Source organism: Phreatobacter sp., from assembly GCF_030691135.1.
GTDB lineage: Bacteria > Pseudomonadota > Alphaproteobacteria > Rhizobiales > Phreatobacteraceae > Phreatobacter.
Map to the genome: position 1 here is coordinate 56,212 of NZ_JAUYFA010000031.1, position 12,969 is coordinate 69,180.

The window sequence follows — 12,969 nt, forward strand, 5'->3', positions numbered from 1 at the left end:
GAAGGTACGGCGATCGGCAGTGATCCGGGCCAATCTCCGGAGCCTGCCATGCCCCCGAAAGCCGCCATCATCCAGCCGATCCTGATGGCCGCCGTCATGGCGTTCCTAATGACCGCGCTCATCACCTGGCTCAATCTCGGCTTCCCGCCCGACTATCTCCGCCGCTGGCTGACCGCCTTCGTCATCGCCTGGCCGGCAGCCGCCTTCTCGGCCTATATCGCCATCCCGATCGCGCGGAAGCTGACCGGGCGGATCGTCGCCTGGATGGAGGCGAAGGGCCTGTGACGTTGCTCGGTGCCGCAGAGGCTCTCGCCAGCCGTGCCACCCCTGCCCGCCTCGCAGCAGCGCTGGCGGCGGTCCTGGCCTGCTACCTCGCCGGTATCCTCGTCCATGCCCCCATCGAGGCGGCCCTGCGCGCCGCCCCCTGCGACGGGCTTTCCTGCCTGCGGCCGCTCCGGCCGGACACACAGCATGGCGGCTACAGTGCCGCCGCGTTCCGGGATTATCTCGACGCCGTCTGGTCGCTGCGCGGGCGGGGTCTGGCCGGAGTGCTCGTCGACCTGCCGCTGATCGCCGCCGTCACCACCAGCCTTCTGCTGGCCGCGGGGTTGGTCACCCGCGGCGTGCCGGTCAACGATCGCACGCATCGCCTGCTTCTGGCCCTGCCTATCGCCTATGCGGCGATCGACCTGACCGAGAATGTCCTGCTCGCCGTCGCCTATTCCGGCATCGGCGACGTCGCCGTCATCCTGCCCTGGGCATCGGCGATGAAATTCGGCACAGCCGTCGCCAGCGGCGCCGTCAGCCTCATTCTCGGTCTCATGCGGGCAGTCGCCTGAGCCGGGCGATCAGGGCGTTCGGGCGAACCCTGCCAGCAAGGCGTTGACCCCGACATCGAGCAGTTCTTCGGGGCTCTCGAGCCCGCCCGGCACGGCGATCGACCCTGGCGCCGACAAGGAAGCGAGGCCATGGGTCAGAGCGAAGACCAGCGTCGCCGCAACCTTGACCCGCCGGGGATCGGAACTGCCGATGGACCGTCCGACAGCCTGCTGGAGCGCGGCAAATCCCGGGTCATCCGCCGACCCGCCGCCGCCGGGATGGCCGGTATTGAACATGGCGGCGTAATAGGCCGGTTCCTCGCGCGCAAAGGCGAGATAGGCCCGCCCCATGGCGACAAAACCGTCGGGACCGCCGGCCTCGGCCGCTGCGCGGAGCCGCCGGCCCAGGGCTTCGAAGCCGGCGACGGCGATCTCCTTCAGCAGGGCCTCGCGATCCTTGAAATGGCGGTAGGGCGCGGCCGGCGAGACCCCCGCCAGTTTCGCCGCGTCAGACAGGGTGAACCCTGCCGGCCCACGCTCGGCGATCAGCCGGCGTGCCGCCTCCAGCAGCGCCTCGCGGAGGTTGCCATGGTGATAGCCACGGCGCTCGGACAGCTCTGAATCGGGGAGGCGTACCATGATGTGAAGTGGCCTGACATCTGCGCCGCCACCCGTCAAGGGCTTCGGCCGCTGCGGACCTGGGTCCGATTCCCGGACGAAGCGGCACCCGCCCGCCGGCCCTCCGCATCGAAGGGTCAGGAACCCTCACCCAATCAGCCGCGTTGATCGCCGGAGTTTCCGCAATCGTGTCAATCAGGATCCCGGCCGTGCTGCGAGCGATATGCCACGACCAGGGGATATCGCCAGATTTCGCTTGGCGTTCCGCGCTGAGCCGGCATAACTTTGGGAACCCGGTTTCTTCATGGGAGATCAGCCGTGGAACTCGTGCGTCACGTCAACATTGTTTACGCGTGCGCCGCATTCGCCTTTGTTGGGGCCATTCTCTTCGGCGCATTCTGACGACACCTGCCCCGACCGGCGCGGCACGGCCTTGTGCCCATCGCTGCGCCGGACCTCTGCGCGACATGTGTCACGGCAGCCCCGCAGCCGTGACATTTTCGCGCAACATCCTGTCGCTAGGGTCTATCCACTCTGATCGTCAGCCCGGGCTCTGCGCCGGGGCGGCGAGGCACGAAGTCATGCCCGTGCTCGTACTGCGTCGCTCATCGAGGGTGGACCGATGACCTCTCACGCGCTGCCCCTCCCGATGATGACGGCTACCGTGGTCGCGGCCCTCGTCATGCTGCTGCCCCCCGCGCCGTCTCTCGCCCAGGACCGGGACGAGTTCTATGCCATAGCCCGCGGCGAAAACGGCCGGCGCGCGGCCGCCCCGGAGGCCTCCGGCCGCGGCCTCGGTTTCTTTTCACTGTTCGGCGGCGCACGTCGGCGCGACGTGCCGGAAATCACCGTCCGTCCCGGCGACGACATCCGCGGTTCGCCCCGCGGCAACGGCGAGCAGAGCCGCTCGACCTCCGGCGAGAATGTCGGCGGCCCCCGCGCCTATTGCGTGCGCACCTGCGACGGTTTCTTTTTCCCCATGGGCCCGGCGACGACCGGCGGAGCGCAACAGGCGCAGCAGCAGAGCTGCGCCTCCATGTGTCCAGGGGCCGAAGTGGCGCTCTATTCGGTCAGCCGCCAAGGCAGCATCGAGGATGCAGTCAATGCCCGCGGCCAGACCTACGCGGCCTTGCGCACCGCCTTCCGCTTCCGCCAGGGGCTGGAGCGAACCTGTTCATGCCAGGGCGCGGCCGCCAATGGCCTCGCCCGCCTCCCCATCACCCACGATGTCACCCTGCGCGCCGGCGATGTCGTCGTGACCGAAACCGGTGTCCAGGTCTTTCGCGGTGCCACGCGGTTCCCCTATCAGCCGCAGGATTTCGTGGCGGCGCGGTCCTATGGTCGTTTGCCCGCCGACGTCCGCCGCCGGGTCGAGGAGATCCAGGCCGGCATCCAGGCCGGCGACAGTGGCGCCGCGGCCCCGGTCGGGCGCCTGCCGCGGGCCACGCGGGCAGCGGCCGCCGGCCAGACGCGGGACGTCGCCGCGCCCGTGGCGGTCTCGATCCCGGTGAACGCCGAGTCGCCCGTCGTTCGCGTCATCGATATCACCCAGAACCGCGAAACTCTGATGCGCTGAGGACCCGCCGGGTCCCCATTGATCCGGCAATGGGGGAAGAGTAGAAGCTGCGCTCGGAAGCCCTCCGTTTCCTGCGACATCGACGAGATGGTCCGCGGTGATCGGTCGCTTCCAACGAATGACAAGGCCGGTGTACCGTCCTGATTTATGTCGGCAGAGAGAAGGCTCAGCCTCCGTTGCGGGAAGCGCGCGCTCTCAGGAACTCCCAACAGACCGTCCCGAAGGTTGCGATCCGATGGCAGAAGATACGGCGGCCGGTTCCCCGCATCCGGCCGTGGCCGATGGTGGCCCGGGACATGACAATCGCACGGAAACGCGGACGCCTGCCGCGAACGGCGATCACGGTCATGGCCAAGGCAATTCCCAGGCGAGCTTCTGGGGCCTGCTCGTCGGCTCCATCGGTGTGGTCTACGGAGATATCGGCACGAGCCCGCTTTATGCGTTCCGCGAGGCCGTCGTGGCGGCCACAGGCCATGGCGCGGCGGGAACTCCGAGTCGCGAGATCGTCCTTGGCGTGCTCTCGCTGATTCTCTGGTCGCTGATTCTCATCATCACCGGCAAATACGTCCTGCTGCTGCTGCGCGCCGACGACAAGGGCGAAGGCGGCATCCTGACGTTGGTCGCCCTCGCCCAGCGCGCCATGGGCAAGCCCAGCTACATGATCGCCCTTCTCGGCATGGCCGGAGCGGCCATGTTCTACGGCGACGCGGCGATCACGCCGGCGATCTCGGTTCTGTCGGCGCTCGAGGGTCTCAAGCTGGTGACACCGGTCTTCGAGCCCTACATCCTGCCGCTGACGGTCATCGTGATCATCGGGCTCTTTGCCGTGCAGAGCCACGGCACGGCCAGCGTCGCGCGTTATTTCGGGCCGATCTGCATCGTCTGGTTCCTCGCCATGGCCGTCACGGGAGCCATCCACATTGCCGACGATCTCGGCGTCTTCCATGCCTTCAATCCCTATTACGGTCTGGTCTTCCTCGCCAACAACGGCACGATCGGCCTCCTCGCGCTCGGCGCCGTCTTCCTCGCCGTCACGGGCGGCGAAGCGCTCTACACCGACCTCGGCCATTTCGGCCGCAAGCCGATCCAGTGGGCCTGGTTCGGCCTCGTCTTCCCGGCCCTGACGCTGAACTATCTCGGCCAGGGCGCCATGGTGCTCGCCGACCCTTCCAAGCTGACCAATCCCTTCTATCTACTGGCGCCGTCCTGGGCTCTGCTGCCGATGGTGATCCTGGCGACCATGGCGACCATCATCGCCAGCCAGGCGGTCATCACAGGCGCCTTCTCGCTGTCGCGACAGGCGATCCAGCTCGGCCTCCTGCCGCGCATGGCCATCCGCCACACATCCGAGGAACAGGCCGGGCAGATCTACATGCCTGCCATCAACTGGGGCCTGCTGATCGGCGTCCTGACGCTGGTGCTGCTGTTCAAGTCCTCGTCGAGCCTCGCCTCCGCCTACGGCATCGCCGTCACCGCCACCATGTTCATCACCGCCCTGCTCGCCTGGTTCGTCGTCCGCCGGCTGTGGAAGTGGAACATGCTGCTCGCGCTCGTCGTGATGGTTCCGCTCATCGTCATCCACCTGATCTTCTTCGGCGCCAACATGCTGAAGCTGGTGGATGGCGGTTGGGTGCCGCTCGTGATCGGCGCCGTGATCATGTTCCTCATGCTGACGTGGCGGAAAGGCACGGCGATCCTCGCCGACAAGACCCGCCGCATCGAGGTGCCGCTGGTCGACCTCCTCAAGAGCTTCGACAAGCGCCCCCCGCATCAGGTCGCCGGCACGGCGGTGTTCCTGACCTCCGACCAAGCCTATGCGCCGGCCTCGCTGCTGCATAACCTGAAACACAACAAGGTGCTCCATGAGCACAATGTCTTCCTCGCCGTGAAGACGGTCGATGTTCCGCGCCTGCCGGATGCCGAGCGCATCTCCTACGAGAAGATCAACGAGCGGTTCTCGCGGCTGACGGTGCGCTTCGGCTACATGGAGACGCCGCACGTCCCCAGGGCTCTCATCGCGTGCAAGAAATACGGTTTGAAGTTCGACATGATGTCGACCTCGTTCTTCCTGTCGCGGCGGCACCTGAAGGCATCCGGCAAGCTCGGCATGCCGCTCTGGCAGGACTACATATTCATCGGCATGGCGGTGAACGCCAATTCGGCGTCGGACTATTTCCACCTGCCGACGGGACGGGTGGTCGAGGTCGGGACGCAGGTCACGATCTGACCTCGGGCCATGGCGAATAACAGCTGTCCGGGACGGCGCGCCATGGCGCGCCGCGCCCTGCGGGGACGAGGTGGATAGGGCCCGTGGGCCGCCCCCTCACTCCGCCGCCTGGCTCATGCTCCTGAGGATGGCCGGATCATAGTTCAGCACCGGGGCGAGCCAGCGCTCGGCCTCCTCCACCGTCCAGCCCTTGCGCCGCGCATAGTCCTCGACCTGGTCGCGTTCGACCTTGCCGACGCCGAAATAGGCGCTGTCGGGATGGGCGAGATAGAGGCCCGAGACCGACGAGCCCGGCCACATGGCGCGGCTCTCGGTCAGCGTCACGCCGATGGACCGCTCGACGTCGAGCAGGCGGAACAGCGTGTCCTTCTCGGTATGGTCGGGCTGGGCCGGATAGCCCGGCGCCGGGCGGATGCCGCGATATTGCTCGAGGATCAGCTCCTCGGCCGAGGCGCTCTCGTCCGCCGCATAGCCCCACAGCTCCTTGCGGACGATTTGGTGCATGCGCTCGGCGAAGGCCTCGGCGAGGCGGTCGGCCAGCGCCTTGGCGAGGATCGAGGAATAGTCGTCCTTGGCGTCCTCGAAGCGCTTGGCCAGCACTTCCTCGCCGATGCCGGTGGTGACCACGAAGCAGCCGATCCAGTCGGGCCTGGTCCCGGCCGGGGCGACATAGTCCGCCAGCGCGATATGGGCGCGCTCGCGGCCCTCGCGGCGGGAGATCTGCTGACGCAGGGTATGCAGTCGGCCGATCTCCTCGGTCCGGGCCTCGTCACCGTAGAGCGCGATGTCGTCGCCGATCGTATTGGCCGGCCACAGGCCGACCACCGCCTTGGCGGTCAGCCACTTCTCGCCGACCATCCTCTGCAGCATCACCTGCGCGTCCTTGAACAGGTTGCGCGCGGCTTCGCCGTACTTTTCGTCGTCGAGAATGGCGGGATAGCGCCCCTTAAGCTCCCATGTCTGGAAGAACGGCGTCCAGTCGATGACGCTGACGAGGTCGGCGAGATCGAAATCCTCGTAGACGCGCGTGCCGGTGAAGCTCGGCTTCGGCGGCTCGTAGCCTTCCCAGTCGAGCTTCAGACGGTTCGCCCGGGCATCCGCCAGCGGCATGCGCAGCTTGGCCTGCTCGCCGCGCAGGTGGGCCTCGGCGATCTTGGCATATTCGGTCTTGATGTCGGCGATATAGGGACCGCGCTGTTCTTCCGACAGGAGCGCCGAGGCGACGCCGACGGCGCGCGAGGCGTCCAGCACATAGACGGTCTGGCCGCGGCTGTAGTTCGGATGGATCTTCACCGCCGTATGGACGCGCGAAGTAGTGGCCCCGCCGATCATCAGCGGCACGGAAAAGCCCTCCCGCTCCATCTCGGCGGCGACATGCACCATCTCGTCGAGCGACGGCGTGATCAACCCGGAGAGGCCGATGATGTCCACATCGTGCTTGCGCGCCTCGTCGAGGATGCGCTGCGCCGAGACCATGACGCCGAGATCGATGACCTCGTAGTTGTTGCACTGGAGGACGACGCCGACGATGTTCTTGCCGATGTCGTGGACGTCGCCTTTGACCGTCGCCATCAGGATCTTGCCGGCGGCGGGCTTGTCGACCAGCCCCATCTCGCGCTTTTCCTGCTCAAGATAGGGCTGCAGATAGGCCACGGCCTGCTTCATGACGCGGGCCGACTTCACCACCTGCGGCAGGAACATCTTGCCGGCGCCGAACAGGTCGCCGACATGGTTCATGCCGGCCATCAGCGGGCCTTCGATGACATGCAGCGGCCGCACCGCCTGCTGGCGGGCCTCCTCGGTATCCTGCTCGATGAATTCGGTGATGCCATGGACAAGAGAATGGGTCAGGCGTTCGCCGACCGCCTTCTCGCGCCAGGACATGTCCTTCTTGTTGTCCTGCTGGGCGACGCCGTCACCCTTGAACCGTGCCGCGGCATCCACCATCCGCTCGGTGGAATCGGCGCGGCGGTTGAGGATCACGTCCTCGCAGAGCTCGCGCAACTCCGGATCGATCTCGTCATAGACCGGCAGCGCGCCGGCATTGACGATGCCCATATCCATGCCGACCTTGATGGCGTGGAACAGGAAGACCGAGTGCATGGCAGCGCGCACCGGCTCGTTGCCGCGGAAGGCGAAGGACAGGTTCGACACGCCGCCGGAGACATGGGCATGCGGCAGGTTCTGCCGGATCCACTTCGTCGCCTCGATGAAGTCGACACCGTAATTGTTGTGCTCCTCGATGCCCGTGGCCACCGCGAAGACGTTGGGGTCGAAGATGATGTCCTCGGGTGGGAAGCCGACCTGGTCGACGAGGATGCGGTAGGCGCGCTCGCAGATCTCGATCTTGCGCTGGAACGTGTCGGCCTGGCCGACCTCGTCGAAGGCCATGACGACGACCGCGGCACCGTAGCGGCGCACCTTCCTCGCCTGCTCGATGAATTTCTCCTCGCCCTCCTTCATGGAGATCGAGTTGACGATGGGCTTGCCCTGCACGCATTTCAGCCCGGCCTCGATCACCTCCCACTTGGAGCTGTCGACCATCACCGGCACGCGGGCAATGTCCGGCTCGGCCGCCATCAGGTTGAGGAAGGTGACCATGGCATGTTCGGAATCGAGCAGGCCCTCGTCCATGTTGACGTCGAGGATCTGCGCGCCGCTCTCCACCTGCTCGCGCGCCACGTCGAGCGCAGCCGAGTAGTCGCCGTTGGTGATGAGCTTCCTGAACTTCGCCGAGCCGGTGACGTTCGTTCGCTCGCCGATATTGATGAAGGATGCGACGGGGGTGGTCATCGGACACTCACGAAAAGAGAAGGACGGACGCGGCGCGTCAGGCTGCGAACTCGAAGGCCTCAAGGCCGGAGAGACGCAGCTTCGTCTCGATGGCCGGGATGGCGCGGGGCTTCACGCCCTTTACCGCTTTCGCGATGGCGGCGATATGGTCGGGCGTCGAACCGCAGCAGCCGCCGACGATGTTGACGAGCCCGGCGGTGGCGAACTCGCCGACCATGGCCGCCATGGCTTCCGGGCTCTCGTCGTAGAGGCCGAACTCATTGGGCAGGCCGGCATTGGGATAGGCGCAGACCAGCGTGTCGGCCACCTTGGCGAGCGACTGGATATGGCCGCGCATCTCCTTGGCACCGAGCGCGCAGTTGAGCCCGATCGAGAAGGGCGAGGCGTGCCGCAGCGAGTACCAGAAGGCTTCCGGCGTCTGGCCCGACAGGGTGCGTCCGGAAAGGTCGGTGATCGTGCCGGAGATCATCAGCGGCAGCCGCAGACCCTTCTCCTCGAAGACCTCCTCGATCGCCATCAGCGCCGCCTTGGCGTTGAGCGTGTCGAAGATCGTCTCGACCAGCATGATGTCTGAGCCGCCGTCGATCAGGCCGCGCGCCTCGTCGGCATAGGCCTCGCGCAACTGGTCGAAGGTGGTGGCGCGGTAGCCCGGATTGTTGACGTCCGGCGAGATCGAGGCGGTGCGGTTGGTCGGGCCGAAGGCACCGGCGACGAAACGGCGACGGCCGTCCTTCGCCTCGGCACGCTTGGCGGCGTTCTTGGCCAGCCGCGCCCCCTCGTAGTTGAGCTCGTAGGCCAGCGCCTCCATGCCGTAATCGGCCTGGGCGATGGAGGTGGAGGAGAAGGTATTGGTCTCGACCATGTCCGACCCCGCCTCGAAATACTCGAGATGGATCGCCTCGACCACGTCGGGACGGGTCAGGATCAGAAGGTCGTTGTTGCCCTTCAGGTCATGGTTCCAGTGGGCGAAGCGCTCGCCGCGGAAATCGGCCTCCGAGAACTTGTAGCGCTGGATCATGGTGCCCATGGCACCGTCGAGGATCAGGATGCGCGCGGCGGCGGCCTTGGTCAGGGCAGCGAGAACCTCGGCGCCGTCGGCGTGGAGGTGGGGAAACTGGGTCATCGGGCAAGCTCCTTCCGGAGGAAAGCTGTCAGGATCACGCCGCCACCGCGCTCGGCGCGGCTTCCTTGGGACGCATGCCCAGCAGGTGGCAGACCGCATAGACGAGATCGGCGCGGTTCATCGTGTAGAAGTGGAACTCGGTGACACCGCGATCCACCAGGTCCAGCGCCTGCTCGGCGGCGACCGCCGCTGCGATCAGCTTGCGCGTCGCCGGGTCGTTCTCCAGCCCGTCGAAGCGCCGCGCCAGCCAGTCGGGCACGCTCGCACCCGTCCGCGCGGCGAAACCCGCCGTCTGCTTGAAATTCTGCACCGGCACGATGCCCGGCACGATCGGGATGGTGATCCCGGCGGCGCGGACGCGGTCGAGATAGCGCAGGTAGACGTCGTTGTCGAAGAAGAACTGGGTGATGGCCCGCGTCGCGCCGGCATCGACCTTGCGCTTCAGCATCTCGATGTCGGTGTCGAGCGAGGGGCTCTCCGGGTGCCGCTCGGGATAGGCCGAGACCGAGACCTCGAAATCGCCGATCGCCTTGATGCCGGCGACGAGCTCGGGCGAACCCTCATAGCCACCGGGATGGCTCTCGTATTTCGTGCCGACGCCGCCGACGGGGTCGCCGCGCAAGGCCACGATGTGGCGCACGCCGGCCGACCAGTAATCGCGGATCACCTCGTCGACCTCCGGCTTGGTCGCGGCGACGCAGGTCAGATGCGCCGCCGGGCTGAGCGAGGTGTTCTTGATGATGCGCGACACGGTGGCGTGGGTCCGCTCGCGGGTCGAACCGCCGGCGCCATAGGTGACCGAGACGAAGGAGGGCTCCAGCGGCGCAAGCCGCTCGACCGATTCCCACAGCGTCGTTTCCATCTCTTCCGTCTTCGGCGGGAAGAACTCGAAGGAGACCTTCAGGCGGGAACGCGAGACATAGCGGCTGGGCTTGTAGGCGGAGGACATCAGGCGACCTCGATGGCAGGAGCCGCCGGCAAGGCCGGGGCGTCGTTGACGATGCGTGGGTCGCGACCGACCCAGATGGAGACGGTGAGCTTGTCACCGCCGGAGATGTCGGGCGCGAGACTGTGGAAGCGGACCGGCGTCAGGCCGGCCGCGGACATCCAGCCTTCGATCACGTCACGCGCGAAGCCGAGGCGACGGTGCGCCTGGACCTCACGCAGGAACTCATGCACGTGCGGGGCGAAATCGACCACGACGAGTCGTCCACCGGGACGCAGTACGCGGGCCGCCTCGCGGATGGCCCGGGCACCGTCGTCGAGGAAGTGCAGCACCTGGTGGATGATGACGCCGTCATAGGCGTCACGCGGCAGGGCGAGTGAATAGATGTCGCCGGTGCGCACCGAGCAGTGGCGGATCCCGGCGCGGTCGAGGGCGGCACGCGCCAGCGTCAGCATTTCCGGGCTGGCGTCGATGCCGAGGCCGCGATCGATATCGGGCGCGAAGAGTTCCAGCATCCGTCCGGTGCCCGTGCCGAGATCGAGAAGCGAGCGCAGCTTCGTGCCGGACAGCGCGTCGCGCACGGCCTTCTCGACACGCTCCTCGGGAACATGCAGCGCCCGCAGCCGGCCCCAATCCGCGGCATGGCGGCTGAAGAAGGCCTGCGCCTCGGCCGAACGCTTGGCGCGCACCTCGGCGAGCCGCTCGCGGTCGCTGGCGAGAATGGCGTCGCCGGGATCGACGAGAGCTGCCAGCGCCACGACGGTGCGGGCGCCTGCGCCCTCGCCGGCAGCGCGGAAAAAGGCCCAGGACCCCTCCTTGACCCGCTCGACGAGCGCTGCTTCCAGGAGGAGCTTGAGATGGCGGGAGATGCGCGGCTGCGACTGGCCGAGAATGTCGACCATGTCGGTGACCGTCAGCTCGGCCTCGGCCAGCAGCGCGAGCAGGCGCAGCCGGGTCGGCTCGCCTACGGCGCGCAGGACCGCCACGGCGTCGTCGAACGCGTAGGCGGCCGCAGGGGCGCGTAGGGGTTTGCCGAAAGAAAGGGTCACAGGCCTCACTCACATATAAAGATATCTTTATGCCCGTTTACCCGCCGTGGCAAGGGGCATTCGGAGCCGCCGAGGCGGCGCTCGTCAAAACAATGTTCCTTTTTTGTTCTTGAGCGCCCCCCGCCTCTCTGCTACCCCTGACGTCATGGCCCGTCCCCGTCCCTCTCCGGTTCCCGACGATCTCGCGACCCGCCTGAACGACGGTGGAATGGAGGCTGCGGCGGCCCGGATTTTCGGTCTGACCACGGCCGGTGCCCTCGACACGGCCGCTGGCCCGGCGGTCGGCGAGGCCCGGCGCCGCGGGCGCGGCACGCTGACCAACGCCTCCGGGCGGTTCGAGACCGAGCGCCGGGAAGCCGTCGACGACGGCTGGGGCTCTCTCGAAGAACTGCCGGCCCTCGCAACCACGGTGACCGAGGAAAAGGCCAAGCGGATCATCACCCGCAACGATTCGCCCGATCTGTCCTTCGACCGCTCGATCAACCCCTATCGGGGCTGCGAGCACGGCTGCACCTACTGCTTCGCCCGCCCGACCCATGCCTATATGGGCCTGTCTCCCGGCCTCGATTTCGAGACGCGGCTGTTCGCCAAGCCAAATGCGGCGGAACTCCTCGAGAAGGAGCTGGCGGCACCCGGCTATCAGCCGCGTACCATCGCGCTCGGTACCAACACTGACCCCTACCAGCCCGTCGAGAAGCAGTGGATGCTGACGCGGCGCATCCTCGAAGTGATGGAGGCGGCGAACCACCCCGTGGGGATCGTCACCAAGAGCCACCTCGTCACCCGCGACATCGACATTCTCGCGCGGATGGCGGCCAAGGGTCTCGCCAAGGTCGCGCTGTCCGTGACGACGCTCGACGGCAAGCTCGCCCGGGCGCTGGAGCCGCGCGCCGCCACACCGGCAAGGCGGCTGGAGGCGATCCGCCTCCTCTCGGAGGCCGGCATCCCCACGGCGGTGCTGGTCGCCCCGATCATCCCAGCCGTCAACGACGCCGAGATCGAGCGGATCCTCGATGCGGCCTGGCACATGGGCGCGCGCGAGGCGGGCTATGTCCTCCTGCGGCTGCCGCACGAGATCCGCGACCTCTTCCGCGAATGGCTGGTGGCGAACCGGCCGGACGCGGCGCGCCACGTGCTCTCGCTGGTGCAGCAGACCCGCGGCGGCAAGGATTACGACGCGACCTTCCATCTCCGGCAGAAGGGCACAGGCCCCTTCGCCTGGATGATAGGGCGCCGGTTCGAGGTGGCGCGCGAGCGCATCGGGTTCAACAAGCGGTCGCTGCGGCTGGAGACGGGGCATTTCACGCCGCCGGCGCGCAAGGGAGCGGCCGCCGCCGAGCAATTGTCACTGTTCTGAAGGGACGCCGCATGACCAAAGCCTCCGCCGCCATCGCCCTGATCACGCTCGGTGTCGACGATCTGCCCCGTGCCACCCGCTTCTACAGCGACCTCGGCTTCGAGAAATCCGTCTCGCAGAGCCAGACCTCGGTCAGCTTCTTCCGGGCCGGCGGTGTCGTCCTGTCGCTCTTCGACCGCCGCGCCCTCGCCGATGACGCGGGGTTGCCCGTCACGCCGCGCTCCCCCTTCGGCGGCATCACCCTGGCGCGCACCCTGCCCTCCCGCGAGGCGGTCGACGACGCCTATGCCCATGCCCTGGCGAGCGGGGCGACGCCGCTGAAGCCGCCGCAGGAGGTCTTCTGGGGCGGCTATTCCGGTTACGTCGCCGATCCCGACGGCCACCCGATCGAACTCGCCTGGAACCCGTTCTTCCCGATGCGGGACGACGGCTCGATCGAGCTCCCGATGTAAAAGGCTGCGA

The 12,969-nt window shown here is 67.3% G+C and carries 9 protein-coding genes and 1 pseudogene; 6 read left to right on the forward strand and 4 right to left on the reverse strand.

Features of this window, described 5'->3' with window-relative positions; all coding sequences use genetic code 11:
* Positions 1-48 precede the first annotated feature (48 nt).
* Positions 49-285: a DUF2798 domain-containing protein gene (locus Q8O26_RS04940; RefSeq protein WP_305574076.1), complete on the forward strand. Its 237-nt coding sequence runs from the start codon at positions 49-51 to the stop codon at positions 283-285.
* On the forward strand, positions 282-839 hold the full coding sequence (locus Q8O26_RS04945; protein ID WP_305574078.1) for a hypothetical protein: 558 nt from the start codon (positions 282-284) through the stop codon (positions 837-839). The genes Q8O26_RS04940 and Q8O26_RS04945 overlap by 4 nt, the downstream gene beginning before the upstream one ends.
* A gap of 9 nt (positions 840-848) precedes the next feature.
* Here the strand turns inward: Q8O26_RS04945 and Q8O26_RS04950 are convergent, their stop codons facing one another.
* Positions 849-1,457 carry a TetR/AcrR family transcriptional regulator gene (locus tag Q8O26_RS04950; RefSeq protein ID WP_305574080.1) on the reverse strand — a complete coding sequence of 203 codons (609 nt, stop codon included), beginning with the start codon at positions 1,455-1,457 and terminating at the stop codon, positions 849-851.
* Between the two features lie 601 nt (positions 1,458-2,058).
* Here Q8O26_RS04950 and Q8O26_RS04955 point away from each other — a divergent pair.
* Together Q8O26_RS04955 and Q8O26_RS04960 are read left to right on the forward strand one after the other, a co-directional pair.
* The gene (locus tag Q8O26_RS04955; protein WP_305574081.1) at positions 2,059-3,012 is read left to right on the forward strand and encodes a DUF2865 domain-containing protein; all 954 of its coding nucleotides are present in this window, start codon (positions 2,059-2,061) and stop codon (positions 3,010-3,012) included.
* 235 nt (positions 3,013-3,247) lie between these two features.
* Complete coding sequence (locus Q8O26_RS04960; protein ID WP_305574083.1) at positions 3,248-5,239, forward strand: potassium transporter Kup; 1,992 nt, start codon at positions 3,248-3,250, stop codon at positions 5,237-5,239.
* Between the two features lie 96 nt (positions 5,240-5,335).
* Here the strand turns inward: Q8O26_RS04960 and metH are convergent.
* The 3 genes and pseudogenes from metH to Q8O26_RS04975 form a co-directional block, all read right to left on the reverse strand.
* A pseudogene (metH, locus tag Q8O26_RS04965) lies at positions 5,336-9,155 on the reverse strand (methionine synthase).
* A gap of 34 nt (positions 9,156-9,189) precedes the next feature.
* Complete coding sequence (metF, locus tag Q8O26_RS04970) at positions 9,190-10,104, reverse strand: methylenetetrahydrofolate reductase [NAD(P)H] (protein ID WP_305574085.1); 915 nt, start codon at positions 10,102-10,104, stop codon at positions 9,190-9,192.
* Entirely contained in the window at positions 10,104-11,087 is a 984-nt protein-coding gene (locus Q8O26_RS04975) for a metalloregulator ArsR/SmtB family transcription factor (RefSeq protein WP_305574087.1), read from the reverse strand. The genes metF and Q8O26_RS04975 overlap by 1 nt, the downstream gene beginning before the upstream one ends.
* 271 nt (positions 11,088-11,358) lie before the next feature.
* Here Q8O26_RS04975 and Q8O26_RS04980 point away from each other — a divergent pair, with 271 nt between their 5' ends.
* The gene (locus Q8O26_RS04980; RefSeq protein ID WP_371134453.1) at positions 11,359-12,507 is read left to right on the forward strand and encodes a PA0069 family radical SAM protein; all 1,149 of its coding nucleotides are present in this window, start codon (positions 11,359-11,361) and stop codon (positions 12,505-12,507) included.
* An 11-nt stretch (positions 12,508-12,518) separates the two neighbouring features.
* The gene (locus Q8O26_RS04985; RefSeq protein WP_305574091.1) at positions 12,519-12,959 is read left to right on the forward strand and encodes a VOC family protein; all 441 of its coding nucleotides are present in this window, start codon (positions 12,519-12,521) and stop codon (positions 12,957-12,959) included.
* The last annotated feature ends 10 nt before the right edge of the window (positions 12,960-12,969 follow it).